Genomic DNA, 14,586 nt, shown 5'->3' with positions numbered 1-14,586 from the left:
GGGCGTACGGCTGCCGGCGCGCACCGCGGGTCAGATGTGGCCGACGCCGCCTTCGACCTCGTTCTCGCCGCGCTTGGTCAGGAACGCGACCACCGCCGCGACGACGGCGACGCCGCAGGCGACCGTGAAGGCCAGGCCCATGCCGGAGACGAACGTGTCGTGGGCGACCGCGGTGATCTTCTCGGCGAAGGGAGCCGGGGTGCCCTTGGGGACCGGCGCCATGCCGACGGCGACCGCGTCGGCGGCCTTGTCCAGCTGGGCGGTCGGGAGGGGCGGCAGGTGGGCCGCGTTCCAGTTGTCGGGCAGCTCGTTGTTCACCCGGGAGGCCATGACGGCGCCCAGGACGGCCGTGCCGAGGCTGCCGCCGACCTGCATCGCGGCCTGCTGGAGGCCGCCGGCGACGCCGGAGAGCTCCATGGGCGCGTTGCCGACGATGACCTCGGTGGCGCCGACCATGACGGGCGCGAGGCCCAGGCCGAGGAGGGCGAACCAGAGGGACATGGCGCCGGTGCCGGTACCGGTGTCGAGCGTGGCCATGCCGTACATCGCGACGGCGGTGAAGACCATGCCGCCGACCAGCGGGACGCGCGGGCCGAACTTGGTGATCATGGCGCCCGCGACCGGCGAGGCGACGATCATCATGCCGGTGAGCGGCAGGAGGTGCAGACCGCTGTCGACGGGGCTCATCCCGTGCACGTTCTGCAGGTAGAAGGTGACGAAGAACAGGCCGCCCATGAAGGCGAAGGCCATCAGCACCATCAGGACCGTACCGGCGGTGAGCGGCACGGAGCGGAACATGCGCAGCGGGATCAGCGGCTCGCGGACCTTGCTCTCCAGAACGCCGAAGAGCGCGAACAGCACGATCGAGCCGATCAGGAAGGCCCAGGTCCTCCCGTCGCCCCAGCCCCACTCGCCGGCCTTGATCAGCGCCCAGATCAGGCAGAACATCGCGCCGGACAGCAGCACGATGCCGGGGACGTCGAAGGAGCGCGGGGCGTTCTTCGCGCGGTGGTCCTTGAGGATCACCAGGCCCAGGACGAGGGCGAGGATGCCGACGGGGACGTTGATGAAGAAGACGGACTGCCAGTTGACGTGCTCGACGAGCAGGCCGCCGACGATCGGGCCGCCGGCGGTGGAGGCGCCGATGACCATGCCCCAGATGCCGATGGCCATGTTGAGCTTCTCGGCCGGGAAGGTGGCGCGCAGCAGGCCGAGCGCGGCGGGCATCAGCAGGGCGCCGAAGAGGCCCTGCAGGACGCGGAAGACGATGACCAGCGAGACCTCGCTGGACAGCCCGATGGCCCCGGAGGCCGCGGCGAAGCCGACCACGCCGATGAGGAACGTCTGCCGGTGGCCGAAGCGGTCACCGAGCTTGCCGGCCGTGATCAGCGCGACGGCCAGCGCGAGGAGGTACCCGTTGGTGATCCACTGCACGTCGGCGAGCGAGGCGCCGAGGTCCTGCTGGATGGCCGGGTTGGCGATCGCGACGATCGTGCCGTCGAGCGCGACCATCATCACGCCGATCGCGACGGAGAAAAGGGTCAGCCAGGGATGACCACGCAGGCCCCTGCGCGGCTCCGGTGCGGGAATGTCCGGTATCGGGTCGGCTACCGGGGTCTGTGAGCTCATGGTTCGACAATAATGTCAGCGACTGACAGTTGACAAAGCGTTTCATGAGTCGGTAACTGTCAGTTAACTCACAGGTATCGTGAGCAGCACTGATACAGCGAGGAGGGCGGCGCATGACGGCCGAGGTGACGCCGCGTGGCGGTTTGCGGTGCGGGCTGCGCGAACGAAAGAAGCGGCGTACGCACGACGCACTGATCCGCGCGGCGCTGGAACTGTGCACCGAGCAGGGCTACGACCGCACCACGATCGACGAGATCGCCGAGGCCGTCGACGTCTCCCAGCGGACCTTCTTCCGGTACTTCACCACCAAGGAGGACGTGGTCTTCGCCGTCCAGGAGATCGTCGAGGCACGCTTCCTGGAGGCGCTGCAGGCCCGCCCGGCCGCCGAGGCCCCCTTGGAGGCGCTGCGCAACGCCGTCCTGCTCGCCTGGGACGATCTCGGCCGGATGATCGAGTCGATCATCCCGGTCGAGCTGCACATGCGGACGTACCAGATGATCGAGTCGACGCCCGGCCTGGTCGCCGCCCACCTGCGACGCAGCTCCGAGCTGGAGGAGCTGATCGCGGGGGTGATCGCCCGGCGGGAGGGGCTGGACCCGGACACCGATCCGCGGCCGCGGATCGTGGTCGCGGCCTTCAGCGGCGTGATGCGGCTGGCCGGACGGTTGTGGGGCGGCGCCGGCGAGTGCAGCGTGGAGTCCATCCGCGCCATCACCGAGGAACATCTGGACGGCATCGTTCCGGCGCTCACGGGCGAGTGGCGCAAAAAGGCCTATTGATCCGACCATATGAGCGCAACGCCGCACGTCAGAGCGGGACAAATGGGTGCGAAGTGTCCGTTGTGACCCTAATGACCCACAGCGAAACGTGAGTTGCCTCACCCAATCCACGAGCGCCGCGCGCCGTCTCCTAGGCTGTTCCGCGGTGACTTCCTTCTCCGAGCTCGGCGCTCCTCCCGGTTTCCTGCAGTCCTCCGCCTGGCGCGCGGCACTGGCCCTGGTGGTGGTGTTCGTGATGCTTGCCGTGACCGGCTGGACGGGGATCAGAGGCACGAAGGGCGACACCGACCCGCTGGGCAGCTCCCGCGCCGCCTGGGCGGGCGCCACCTTCCACGGCCACCGGCTGCCCGACCCGGTAGTGGGCCCGCACCGCATCGCGGCGTTTTTCGCCAAGCTCCGCAAGGCCGACCGGCTGCGGCTGGCCGACCGCTATCCGCTCGCTGTCGGCAACATGGCGGGCGCCCCCGCCACGCTGCGTTACCACGCCAACCACCGCGCGCTGGACCGGGCCAGGGCGGTGGCCGAGCGCCGCTCGCACGACGCGCGGCTCACCCCGGAGGGCCGCCAGGACGCCGGCCGGCTGATGCACCGGCTGGAATCCCTGATGCGGCCCGGGCGGCAGATCCTCTCCTTCGACCCGGCCGCCGGCGGCCGCGCCGCCGAGGTCTTCGGCGATCTGACGCACGCCCGCAGAGTCTCGGTGGTGGTGCCCGGCGTCGACACCAATCTGGTGAACTTCGAGCGCACCCGGCGGGCCGACACCGCCCCGGTGGGCATGGCGTCGTCCCTGTACGACGCGGAGCGCGCGGCGCGCCCCGACGCCCGTACGGCCGTGATCGCCTGGGCCGACTACACCGCGCCCGCCGGCATCGGCGTGGACGCGGCGGCCGGCCAGCTGGCGCAGGCGGGCGCCCAGCGCCTCACCTCGATGGTCGGCGCGCTGCCGGCCGGCGCCGACGTCTCGCTGTTCTGCCACAGCTACGGCTCCGTGGTGTGCGGGGTGGCGGCGCGCGAGCTGCCCTCCCGGGTCGGCGACATCGTGGTGGCCGGCAGCCCCGGCATGCGTGCCCGGGACGCCGCGGCGCTGCACACCGACGCGCGGGTCTGGGCGATGCGGGACGCCGACGACTGGATCCAGGACGTGCCGTACCTGGAGCTGGGCGGACTGGGGCACGGTGCCGACCCGGTGGACCCGGCGTTCGGCTCCCGGGTGCTGTCCGCGGCGGGCGCCGAGGGGCACGCGGGGTACTTCGCCCGCGGGACGCGGAGTCTGGCCAATTTCGCCCTCGTCGGGGTCGGCGCGGTGGCGGGCGTCAGCTGCGCCTCCGACGACGGCGACTGCGCGGCCGATCTCGCCTGAGGGCCGGCCGGACGCCCTGCTCGGGGGCCGGCCGGAGTGCGGGCAGCCGTGAGCGGGTAAGGGATTGACGCGCGTAGCGCGTGCTGCACGGAAGGGGGACGGGCGGGCCGCCCGCCGCTTACGATGAACCGCATGGGTGATGTGCTGGCCGGTTTTCATGCCGTCTGGGAGTTCGACACGGACTCCGTACTCATCCGCTTCGAACGGGGGATCCGCAAGCCCAAGCTGTTCCAGGCGCTCGGCGAGCGCCGCATCCCCTACGAAGCGCTGAGGTCGGTGGAGGTCTCGCGCGGCAGGCGCGGGACGGTGGTGCTGCGCGCCCGGCCGCGGCCGGGCGCCGATCCTCTGATGGACGCCGCCGACGGGCAGCTCAAGGACGACGCCGATCCCTACCGCCTGGTGCTCCCCGCCGACCGCGCCGACCGGGCCGGGTACTACCGCGACCAGCTCGACGGGCTGCTCGGCCGGGACGCTGCCGACCCCGCCGACCGGTATCTCGTCGCGGCTCCGGAGGCGCCGCTGACCTTCAAGGCGTACGACGGCAAGGCGACCTTCGACGGCAGTTCGGTGGCGTTCCGCTGGTTCTGGACCGGCGCCTCGACGGCCAAGTGGAAGTCCGGCGACCAGAGCTTCCCCGTGGACGGGCTGACCGGCGTGGTCTGGCGTTCCCCGGAGAACGGCTCCTCGGCCCCCACCACGCCCGGCGCCTGGCACAGCGGCTATCTGCGGCTGCTCGCGCACGGTGGCGAGGAGGACGAGCAGGGCGCCGACCAGGACCCGGCCTCGGTGATCTTCGGGCTCGGTTACGGCCCGGTCCACGAGTCGCTGCCGTTCGCCGCGGCCGTCCTCCAGGCCGTACGCAGTGCCGGCCCGGCCCCCGCGCCCGCCCCCGCGCGCCGTTCGCTGGAGCCGCACCGGGGCCCCGCCGACATCGCCGACCGGATACGGCAGCTGGGCGAGCTGCACGACGCGGGGCTGCTGACGGACGACGAGTTCAGCGCGAAGAAGGCCGAGCTGCTGGCGGAGCTGTAGGCCGCGGAGCCGTGCGGCGCAGGCGGCGCCGGACGAGGTGTACGTGGAAGCGGGCCGCGCCGGACCGGGTGTACGCGGAAAGCGGGCGGTGCCGGGCGGGTCCGTACCGCCCGCGCCTGATACCGGGGTATGACCCGCGACTGACGACTCCGGTATGACGCCGCGCCGGGCCCATGCCGCCTACGCTGAACCGGCGATGTCCACGTCACCTTCCTCCCCCGGCTCCCCCGGGTCCGCGCCCACCGGCTCCCGCGCCGAGCGTGCGGACGGGCGGGCCCGCACGGTACGCGCCGCTCGGCAGGCACTGCGCGCCCTCGCCACGGACCTCACCACCCCGACGCGTCCCGGCGAACCCCTGCTCGGCACCTCCGCGCGCCGGTGGCTGCGCTGGCTGCCGTACGTCGTCGCCTGCGTGTTCACCGCCGTGCTGCTGCCCGTCAGCATCCTCGTGCTGGCCAACAACTACGGTCTGAACGGCGGGCTCTCCGGTGCGCTCGCCGTGGCCCAGACCGTGCCGCTGCTGCTCGCCGTCAGCCGCCCGCTGCACGCCTGGTGGGCGATCTACGCTGCCGACCTCGCCGGCGCGCTGGTGCTGTCGGTGTCGGCGACGCTGCCCGGCCCGCCGTACCCCTGGCCGCCCCAGACCATCATCAGCTACCTCCTGCTGATGGTCGCGCTCGGGCTCCGCGAGCGGCGGCGCACGCTCGTCGCCGTCTGGCTGGCGACCGGCGCCGCGTGCCTCCTCTTCGCCTCCCTCAGGCCGGGCGACGGCGACGGCACCTGGGTGCTGATGTTCGTGCTGTCCGGCGCGATACTGCTGGTGACCGGCGCCCTGCGGGAACGCGGCGAGGCGCGCCGCGAGTTGGCTGCCCAGGCGACCATCAGCGAGGCGGAGCGGGCCCGGCGCACGCTGCTGGAGGAGCGCGCCCGCATCGCCCGTGAGCTGCACGACGTCGTCGCGCACCACATGTCGGTGATCACGGTGCAGGCGGACAGCGCGCCGTACCGCCTCCAGGGCCTGCCGCCCGAGGCCGCCGAGGAGTTCGGGACGATCGCCGCGACCGCGCGCGAGTCGCTGGCGGAGATGCGCCGGCTGCTGGGCGTGCTGCGCAGCGAGGAGAGCGAACGGCAGGGCGGCCCCGAGAAGGCGCCGCAGCCGGGCCTGGACCAGCTGACGCGGCTGGTGGAGGGGACCGTGCGGGCCGGCGTGCCGGTGGAGCTGACGCTGTCCCGGGCGCTGGGCGAACTCCCGCCTGCCGTGGGCCTGTCGGCGTACCGGATCGTGCAGGAGGCGCTGGCCAACGTCGTACGGCACGCGCCCGGCGCGCGCACCCAGGTCTCGGTCACACCGGACCGCACCGGCCTGACCGTCCTGGTCGTCAACGGCCCGTCGCCGCGCCCCGCCGAGCCGTTGGAGACCACCGGGACCGGTCACGGCCTGGTCGGCATGCGCGAGCGGGTACGGCTGCTGGGCGGCACCCTGGACACCGGCCCGCTGGCGGACGGGGGTTACCGTGTCGCCGCGCGGCTCCCGCTCACGGAGCCCCTGACGGAAAAGGACCCCACGCCCGCATGACCACTCGTGTGATCGTCGTCGACGACCAGGCCATGGTGCGGGCGGGCTTCGCCGCGCTGCTCGCCGCGCAGAGCGACATCGACGTCGTCGGCGACGCGGAGGACGGGTTGCGCGGCGTCGAACTCAGTCGTCGCACCCACCCCGACGTGGTGCTGATGGACGTCCGGATGCCGGAGATGGACGGCCTGGAGGCGGCCCGGCAGCTGCTGTCCCCGCCTCCGGGGGTGGTGCACCGCCCGAAGGTGCTGATGCTGACCACCTTCGACGTCGACGACTACGTGTACGAGGCGCTGCGCGCCGGCGCGTCCGGCTTCCTGCTGAAGGACGCCCCGCCGGCCGACCTGATCTCCGCGGTACGGATCGTGGCGGCGGGTGAGGCGCTGCTCGCCCCGTCCGTGACCCGCCGCCTGATCGCCGACTTCGCACGGCAGCGCCCCGCGCCCCGCAAGGACCGGGAGTCCCTGCGCCTGAACGGCCTCACCCCGCGCGAGACCGAGGTGCTGGAGCTGATCGCGCACGGCCTGTCCAACCAGGAGATCGCGGCGGACCTGGTGCTGGCCGAGCAGACGGTGAAGACCCACATCGGACGAGTCCTCGCCAAGCTCGATCTGCGCGACCGCGCCCAGGCGGTGATCTTCGCGTACGAGTCGGGGCTGGTGACTCCCGGTGACCGCTGACGGACCGACAGACAGCCTCGCGAGGGACCCGTGAAGTACCTGCGTAGCCCTTGAGCAGGGCTTGTTCCGTACTCTGAGCAGGCCTTGCGACGCCACCCGGCTTCTTAGTAACAACGTTTCTCATGAAATTGTTCAGCCGCAGCTCCTCCCCCCGCCGCCCGGAGGCGTACTCTCCGGAGTCGGCCGCCGCTTCTGCGGCACACCCGCACGACGGCCTGCTGGACCCCGCCCTCGCCCACCTCACCGGCGAGTGGATGATCGACCCCGCCCACAGCAGGATCGGCTTCTCCGTACGGCACGCCATGGTGACCACGGTGCGCGGCGCCTTCACGGAGTTCGAGAGCCGGCTGTACTTCGACGGCGTGGACCCCTCCCGCTCCAAGGCGCAGATCTCGCTGGCCACCGCCAGCGTCGACACCGGCGTGGAGCAGCGCGACGACCACCTGATGGGCCGCGACTTCCTGGACGCCGCGAATTTCCCGCGCATGACCTTCAAGAGCACCGATGTGCAGATCGCGGGCGCTGACGTCTACCGGATGGCGGGCGACCTCACCATCCGGGACGTCACCCGCCCCGTCGTCCTGGAGCTGACCTACATCGGCAACGTCACCGACCCGTTCGGCTACCAGCGGGCCGGCTTCGACGGCACCACGACCATCAACCGCTCGGAGTGGGGCCTGACGTACAGCGCGAAGCTGGCCGAGGGCGGCGCCATGGTGAGCGAGAAGGTCCGCCTCCAGTTCGACATCGCCGCCATCAGGACGGCGCCCACCGGCTGAAGAACCGTTTCATTCGTGGCCCGGCGACCGATCCGGGCCTCGGTGCCGCGCCGAACAGAGGCGCATGCCCGCCATGGGGAGCTGCAAAGCGCGGCACCGCCTTCTCCTCCGTCCGGACGAGAACCCGATACCCCGGTAGCACCCGCCACTTGGCCCCGCGGTGTGACGCCGCGCCGGGCACCCCCTTCCTACGTTTCCCTCCGCCACACCACCTGGAGAGGGAGACCGAACGATGCCGCTGCGCACTCCGCCCCGTACCGCAGAGCCGCGCACCGCCGACGGCGCCGGGACCACAGACGGCACCGCTGCCGCCGCTGACGGCACCAAGAGCACCGGAGCCCGGCCCCGGAGTCGCCGCCGGCGCCGCCGCGGGATCGCCGCCCTCGCCGTGGCCGCCGCGCTCGTCGCCGGTACCGGGGGCTGGGCGGCCGGCTCGGAGCAGACCGCCGTCACCGGGCCGGCTCCGGGCGCCGCCGCCTGGCGCGCCGACCACACGCTCGGCCGCCCCCTGCCCGACCCGGCGACCGCCACCCCCACCACCGTGACCCGCTTCTTCGCGGGGCTGACCGAAGCGGAGCAGCGTCGGCTCGCCGACCATCACCCGCTGACCGTCGGCACCTTGGACGGCGCCCCCGTACAGCTGCGCTACCGCGCGAATGCCCGCGCCCTGCGAGCCGAACGCGCCCGCCAGGACGCCCGCGCGAACGACCCGTCCCGCCCCGCCGAGGACCGCGCCCGGGCCAGCGCGCTGGCCGCCCGATACACCGCACTCCTCTCCCCCGGCCGGCAGATCCTCTTCTTCGACCCGCGCGGCCGGGGGCAGGTCGCCGAGGTGTACGGGGATCTCGAAGCGGCCCGGCACACGGCGGTGGTGGTGCCCGGCTCCGACATCGACCTCACCACCTTCGACCGCGAGCGGGACCGGTACGGCACGCCGACCGGCATGGCGGTCTCCCTCCAGGCCCGGCTGACCGCCGACGCGCCGCACGTGCCCACGGCCGTGATCGCCTGGGCCGGCTACACCACCCCGGTCGGCCTCGGCCCGGACGCCGCCACCGGACGGCTCGCCGAGGCCGGCGCCCCACGACTCGCCCGGCTGCTGACGGGACTGGCCGCGACCGGCGCCCCCGCACCCGCGCTGCTCTGCCACAGCTACGGCTCGGTCGTCTGCGGCCTGGCGGCGCCACGTGCCGGCCGGCCCGCGGTCGGCGACGTCATCCTCTTCGGCTCGCCCGGCACCCGTACGGAACGCGCCGCCGACCTGCACGCCGGCGGGCACGTATGGGCGGCACGGGATGCCTCCGACTGGATCGCCGACATCCCGAACGTCGAGCTGCTGGGCCTCGGCCACGGCGCCGACCCCACCGACCCCGCGTTCGGCGCGCGCCGCGTCGCCGCGGACCGCGCCGAGGGCCACACCGGCTACCTCGTCCCCGGCACCGACTCCCTGGCCGGCTTCGCCGCCATCGTGCTCGGCCGCTACGCCGACGTGCGCTGAGCGCCCACCACGGGCGTGCGCCGAGCACGCCGTCGCCCCGCGCGCGGGGCGCGCGCCTCCTCACTCAAGGACCCGACATGTCTCTCGCGTTCCCTCGGCACACCCTGCTGCGCAAGGCAGGCCGCGCGGTCCGCACCATCGACGACCGCACCCCCATCCACCGCGACCGCGCGATCGACGGGCTGCGGGCGCTGGCGCTGCTGGCCGTGCCGACCGGGCACTGGATGGTCGGCGGATTCACCCTGGACGCCGACGGCGGGCTGCACAACGCCAGCCCGCTGTCGACCCTCGGCTTCTTCGCACCGGCAAGCTGGTTCCTCCAGTTGCTCGGGATCTTCTTCCTGGTGGGCGGCTACTCCTCCGTCCTCTCCCACCGGCGCGCGACCGAGCGCGGGGAGTCCACCGCACGCTGGCTGGGCGGCCGACTCGCCCGCCTGGGCCGCCCGGTACTCGCCGTGACGGCCGTATGGGCGCTGCTCATCGGGGTGCTGTCCACGACGGGCGTGCCCGAGGCGACGCTGCACACGGGCTCGACGCTGGTCGTGCAGCCGCTGTGGTTCGTGGGTGTGTACGCCGGGGTCACCGCGCTCACCCCGTACTGCGTGCGGGCCGCGCGGCGGCTCGGGCCGTGGGCCGCGGCGCCTCTCCTCGCGTCCGTCGCGGTGGTCGACTTCCTGCGCTACGGCCCGTACGCGGCGGCCGTACCGTCCTGGCTCGCGCTGCTCAACCTGCTTCCCGGCTGGCTCTTCGCGTACCAGCTCGGCGTGTCCTGGGGCGAGCGCCGACTCGGCCGGCGCGCGGCGTGGACGCTGCTGACCGGCGGTACGGTCCTCTTCACCGCCCTGCTCCTGCTCTTCCACTACCCCGCGAGCATGGTCGGCGTACCCGGCGCGACCCGAACCAACTCGCACCCGCCGTCGCTCCTGGTCCTCGCCCTCGCAGCGGCCCAGTGCGGCGCCGCGGTCCTCCTCCGCGACCGCATCGCCACGCTCCTGCGCCGTCCGGCGCTCTGGGCTCCGGTGGTCGTGATCAACCTCTGCGCGATGACCATCTTCTGCTGGCACCAGACCGCCATGCTCATGGCGGCCGTCCCGTCCGCGTCCTTCGGTCCGGTCCCCGGCCTGACCACGTCGCCCGACTCCCCGGCCTGGCTGCTGATGCGCCTCGCCTGGCTGCCGCTCTTCGCCCTGCTCCTGTCGGGCATCGGCGCTCTCACCCGCCGTTTCGAGGCCCCGTGGGGCGTGGGCCGCGCCCTCCGCGCCACCGCCGCGACCCTCGCCGCCGGCTTCGCCCTCTTCGCCCTGGGTATGGGCTGAGTGGGGCCCTCCCCCACAGCACCAGTAGGCCCCCACCCCCGCACCCAAACCTCGGCCGCACCCGGTCTTTTCCACCCACCACCGGCGGGAGGGGGCGGGCCGCAGCGGTAGGGGGTCCGGACGTAAAGCGAAGCAGTCCGGACCCCCTGCCGCGGAGGACCGACCCCGCAGCGCCAAGCCCCGCGCAGCGGAATCCGCCGTAACGGCGGGGCACCCGGCAACGTTCGGGCACCCCCGGGCGACGTTCGGGCCCCCGGCGACGTTCGGGCACCCCCGCGGCAGCGAACCGCCTGCGGCGGGCGATACCGCGGGACCGCACGTCCGTTGCCGGGTGCGGCACCGTTGCGCCTGCGGCGAGCGATACCGCTGCGCGGGGCGTGACGTCACGGTGCCGGACCTCCGCGGGTGGGGTACCGGACTGCTTCGCTTTACGTCCGGTACCCCACCCGCTGCGGCCCGTCCCCTCCCGTCGGTGGTCAGGAAGAAGGTTCGTGCGGGCTGAGCCCGTCGGCCCGGTGCAGGTGCTCAATGGGTCAACTGCGGGCCCTACTCCCGTCCCGCCGACGTGAATGCCATGTCGGCGTACCGGTCGCCCGCGACCCCCGCGGCGATCGGCTCCAGCCGGGCGAGTTCGTCGGAGGTCAGCCGGAGGCCCACCGCGGCAGCGTTCTCCGTGACACGCTCGGCACGCCGCGTACCCGGAATCGGCACGACCGCCAGGTCATGCACGGCGGCCTGCTGCTGCACCCACGCCAGCGCCACCTGCCCCGGCGTCACACCACGCGCCTCCGCGATCTCCCGTACGGGCGCCAGCAGAACCGCGTTGGCGGCCGCGTTGTCACCCGTGAAACGCGGCTGCGTGCGGCGGAAGTCGTCCTCGGTCAGTTCCTTGTCGGCGCTGACGAACGAGCCGGTCAGGAAGCCGCGGCCGAGCGGCGAGTACGGCACGAAGCCGACGCCCAGCTCCGCGGCGGCCGGCACCACGCCGGCCTCGACGTCCCGGCTGAACAGTGACCACTCCGACTGCACCGCGGCGATCGGGTGCACGCCGTGGGCCGCCCGCAGTTCCTCGCCCGTGACCTCGCTGAGGCCGAGGTGCTTGACCTTGCCCTCGGCGACCAGTTCGGCCATCGCACCGACCGTCTCCTCGATGGGGACGCGCACGTCGCGGCGGTGCATGTAGTGCAGGTCGATCGTGTCGACGCCGAGGCGTCGCAGGCTGCCCTCGACCGACTGCCGGATGTAGGGGCGGTCGTTGCGGACGCCGCGCTTGTACGGGTCGCTGGGGTCCGCGACGATCGCGAACTTCGTGGCCAGCACGACCTCGTCGCGGTGCGCCTGGATGAAGGGCGCGATGAGCTTCTCGTTCTCGCCGTCGCCGTAGACGTCGGCGGTGTCGTACAGCGTGACGCCCAAGTCGAGCGCGTGCTCCAGCGTCGCGCGGGCCTCCCCGGCCTCGGCACCGGGGCCGTAGGCCCAGCTCATGCCCATGCAGCCGAGGCCCTGGACGCCGACGCGCGGTCCGCCCGTGCCCAGCTCGACGGTCGCGATCTTCTCTGTCATCTTTCCCGCTCCCTCATCGCCGGGCTCTTGCACGGCGCTCAACCACGCTCGTGCTCCCGTTCCGCCGCCCGGCGTGCGTCGGCGTACAGGTCGATCTTGTAGTCCAGGACGTCCAGCGTGCTGCGGAGTTCGTCGATCCGGCGCCGTACGTCCTCGCGGTGCGCGGTGAGCAGTTCCTCCCGTTCGGGGAAGGTCTGGGGGCCCTCGCGGACCAGTTCGGCGTAGCGGACCATGTCGGCGACCGGCATGCCGGTCAGCCGCAACTTGCTCACCAGGTCCAGCCAGTCCAGGTCGCGGTTGGTGAAGCGGCGCTGGCCGGTGTGCGTGCGGTCGACGTGCGGCATCAGCCCGATCCGCTCGTACCAGCGCAGCGTGTGGGCGCTGAGTCCGGTGAACTCGACGACCTCGCTGATCGTGTACTGGTCCCGGCCGTCCGGCCGTCGCGGGCCGACCCGCAGGCCGGCACAGTTGCGCGGCCTCGCCCGAGGCGTGACCGGGGCGCTCTCCATCACCGGCATGCTGTCTCTCCCGTTCGCCGTTTTCCTCACGACGTCGTCAACGCTAGAGACCTGGAGTGCACTCCAAGCAAGCGCAGACTTGGCGCAATCTTTGGCCGAAGGTGCCCGGTCGGGGGCGGTGCGGGTACGCCGGGGGACGCCGGCCGGGGCCGGCAACGGCATCGCTTAGGCTCGGGGCCATGGAGAGCCTGCGGATGATCGAGAACTGGCCGGTGGACACTGCTGCGGCCGTGGTCGTACGAGCGGACGGCACGGTGGCCGGGTCGCACGGGCCGCAGGAGCACCGTTTCGCGCTCGCCTCCGTGACCAAGCCGCTGGCCGCCTACGCCGCGCTCCTCGCGATCGAGGAAGGCGCGATCGAGCTGGACGAGCCAGCGGGCCCGGCGGGCGCGACGGTCCGGCACCTGCTGGCGCACACGTCGGGCCTGGCGTTCGACGAGGACCGGATCATGGCGCAGCCGGGGGCCCGGCGGATCTACTCCAACGCCGGTTTCGAGGCGCTGGGCGAGCACCTGGCCAAGGCGACCGACATTCCCTTCCCGCAGTACCTGAAGGAGGCCGTGCTCGATCCGCTGGGCATGACGGCGACGGAGCTGCCGGTGGGTGGTTCGCCGGCGAAGGACGCCGTGTCGACCGCCGCCGACCTGGCGCGGTTCGGAGCGGAGCTGCTGGCGCCGCGGCTGCTGGCGCGCGAGACGCTGGCGGAGGCGACGTCGGTGGTCTTCCCCGGGCTGTCGGGCGTGCTGCCGGGGTACGGCAACCAGAAGCCGAACGACTGGGGGCTGGGTTTCGAGATCCGGGACGGGAAGGCGCCGCACTGGACGGGTGCGGGGTCCTCGCCGCGTACGTTCGGGCACTTCGGGCAGGCCGGCACGTTCCTGTGGGTGGACCCGGAGGCGGGCGCCGCGTGTGCCGCGCTCGCGGACCGGGCGTTCGGGCCGTGGGCGATCGAGGCGTGGCCGCCCTTCACGGACGCGGTGCTGGCGGACCTGCGGGCCGGCTGAGACCGGCCGCCCGGCCCCGGCCGCATCCGCCGCACCCGCCGTATCCGGGAGAAGCCGTACGCCGGCCCCGCCCCCGGTGGTCAGCCGTACGTCGGTTCCGCCGGCATCTCCCAGATCAGGCATTCCGCGGTGCACTCGGCGGTCAGTTCCAGCCCTTCGGCGTCGGTGACGCGGGCCGCGTCGCCCGTCTCCAGCAGCGCCTGACCGCCGTCGGTGACCGCGTCGCCGAGACGTGCGGCCCCGCGTACGACGTGGACGTAGACCCGGGCGCCGTCCGGTACGGCCGTCCGGTCGCCCGCCGCGAGCCGCCGTACGTGCAGCATCGCGTCGGCGCGCGGCACGGCGTACGGGGTGTTGTCGGCGATCCCGCGCACCACGTCGTAGTCCGGTTCGCCGCCGGGCTCCCTGGGTGCCAGCCACATCTGGACGAAGCGCAGCGGTTCCGTGCCGTTGTTGCGCTCCACGTGCCGTACGCCGCGGGCGGAGCTGAGCCGCTGGACGTCGCCGGGCCGTACGAGGGTCTCGTGTCCCGTGGTGTCGCGGTGGGTCAGCTCTCCCTCGACGACCCAGGTGACGATCTCGGTGTGGCTGTGCGGGTGTTCGTCGAAGCCGGCGCCGGGCGCCAGCCGCTCCTCGTTGCACGCGATCAGCGCGCCGAACCTGATGTTGTCCGGGTCGTAGTGGTGGCCGAAGGAGAAGGCGTGGCGGGTCTCGACGCCGGCCTGCGGGTCCCCGCCCGGGTAGCGCTCGTGGGCTCTGCGCACCTCGATCACCGGAATTTCGCCTCCGATTCCGCTTCGGTCAGGCCCTCAAGACCCCCTGCCGGGGGTCCGGGGGTCGTCCCCCGGGGCAACA

The 14,586-nt window shown here is 73.1% G+C and carries 13 protein-coding genes; 9 read left to right on the top strand and 4 right to left on the bottom strand.

Annotated features, from left to right (window positions below; genetic code table 11):
* Positions 1-30 precede the first annotated feature (30 nt).
* Positions 31-1,629, bottom strand: a complete 1,599-nt coding sequence (locus IF20_RS14530; RefSeq protein ID WP_052865574.1) for an MFS transporter — start codon at positions 1,627-1,629, stop codon at positions 31-33.
* 113 nt (positions 1,630-1,742) lie between these two features.
* On the opposite strand from IF20_RS14530, the gene IF20_RS14525 reads away from it, so the two are divergent.
* The 8 genes from IF20_RS14525 to IF20_RS14490 all read left to right on the top strand — a co-directional run bounded on the left by IF20_RS14525 (position 1,743) and on the right by IF20_RS14490 (position 10,646).
* The gene (locus IF20_RS14525; protein WP_052865573.1) at positions 1,743-2,408 is read left to right on the top strand and encodes a TetR family transcriptional regulator; all 666 of its coding nucleotides are present in this window, start codon (positions 1,743-1,745) and stop codon (positions 2,406-2,408) included.
* A gap of 145 nt (positions 2,409-2,553) precedes the next feature.
* Positions 2,554-3,768: an alpha/beta hydrolase gene (locus tag IF20_RS14520; protein ID WP_052865572.1), complete on the top strand. Its 1,215-nt coding sequence runs from the start codon at positions 2,554-2,556 to the stop codon at positions 3,766-3,768.
* A gap of 132 nt (positions 3,769-3,900) precedes the next feature.
* Positions 3,901-4,800, top strand: coding sequence for a DUF4429 domain-containing protein (locus IF20_RS14515; protein ID WP_052865912.1), 900 nt, complete (start codon positions 3,901-3,903; stop codon positions 4,798-4,800).
* A gap of 196 nt (positions 4,801-4,996) precedes the next feature.
* Positions 4,997-6,376: a sensor histidine kinase gene (locus IF20_RS14510; protein ID WP_407702504.1), complete on the top strand. Its 1,380-nt coding sequence runs from the start codon at positions 4,997-4,999 to the stop codon at positions 6,374-6,376.
* A complete protein-coding gene (locus IF20_RS14505; protein WP_052865570.1) occupies positions 6,373-7,053 on the top strand; it encodes a response regulator in 681 nt (226 codons plus the stop codon). Before IF20_RS14510 ends, IF20_RS14505 begins: the two co-directional genes overlap by 4 nt.
* 122 nt (positions 7,054-7,175) lie before the next feature.
* Positions 7,176-7,832 (top strand): YceI family protein, encoded by a 657-nt coding sequence (locus IF20_RS14500; RefSeq protein ID WP_052865569.1) that lies wholly within the window; start codon positions 7,176-7,178, stop codon positions 7,830-7,832.
* Positions 7,833-8,064: 232 nt separating this feature from the next.
* Positions 8,065-9,330, top strand: a complete 1,266-nt coding sequence (locus IF20_RS14495) for an alpha/beta hydrolase (RefSeq protein WP_110944167.1) — start codon at positions 8,065-8,067, stop codon at positions 9,328-9,330.
* Between the two features lie 77 nt (positions 9,331-9,407).
* Entirely contained in the window at positions 9,408-10,646 is a 1,239-nt protein-coding gene (locus IF20_RS14490; protein WP_052865568.1) for an acyltransferase family protein, read from the top strand.
* A gap of 546 nt (positions 10,647-11,192) precedes the next feature.
* Here IF20_RS14490 and IF20_RS14485 read toward each other — a convergent pair.
* Entirely contained in the window at positions 11,193-12,209 is a 1,017-nt protein-coding gene (locus tag IF20_RS14485; protein WP_052865567.1) for an aldo/keto reductase, read from the bottom strand.
* A gap of 38 nt (positions 12,210-12,247) precedes the next feature.
* Entirely contained in the window at positions 12,248-12,727 is a 480-nt protein-coding gene (locus IF20_RS14480) for a MerR family transcriptional regulator (protein WP_052865566.1), read from the bottom strand.
* Between the two features lie 179 nt (positions 12,728-12,906).
* Here IF20_RS14480 and IF20_RS14475 point away from each other — a divergent pair, with 179 nt between their 5' ends.
* On the top strand, positions 12,907-13,731 hold the full coding sequence (locus IF20_RS14475; protein ID WP_199896600.1) for a serine hydrolase domain-containing protein: 825 nt from the start codon (positions 12,907-12,909) through the stop codon (positions 13,729-13,731).
* Positions 13,732-13,811: 80 nt separating this feature from the next.
* Here the strand turns inward: IF20_RS14475 and IF20_RS14470 are convergent, their stop codons facing one another.
* Positions 13,812-14,501: a pirin family protein gene (locus IF20_RS14470; protein ID WP_110944211.1), complete on the bottom strand. Its 690-nt coding sequence runs from the start codon at positions 14,499-14,501 to the stop codon at positions 13,812-13,814.
* Positions 14,502-14,586 lie beyond the last annotated feature (85 nt).

The organism is Streptomyces niger, from assembly GCF_000718305.1.
GTDB classification, from domain to species: Bacteria; Actinomycetota; Actinomycetes; order Streptomycetales; family Streptomycetaceae; genus Streptomyces; species Streptomyces niger.
Note: the sequence above shows the minus strand (reverse complement) of the source record. Positions and strands in the feature narration are given on the sequence as shown.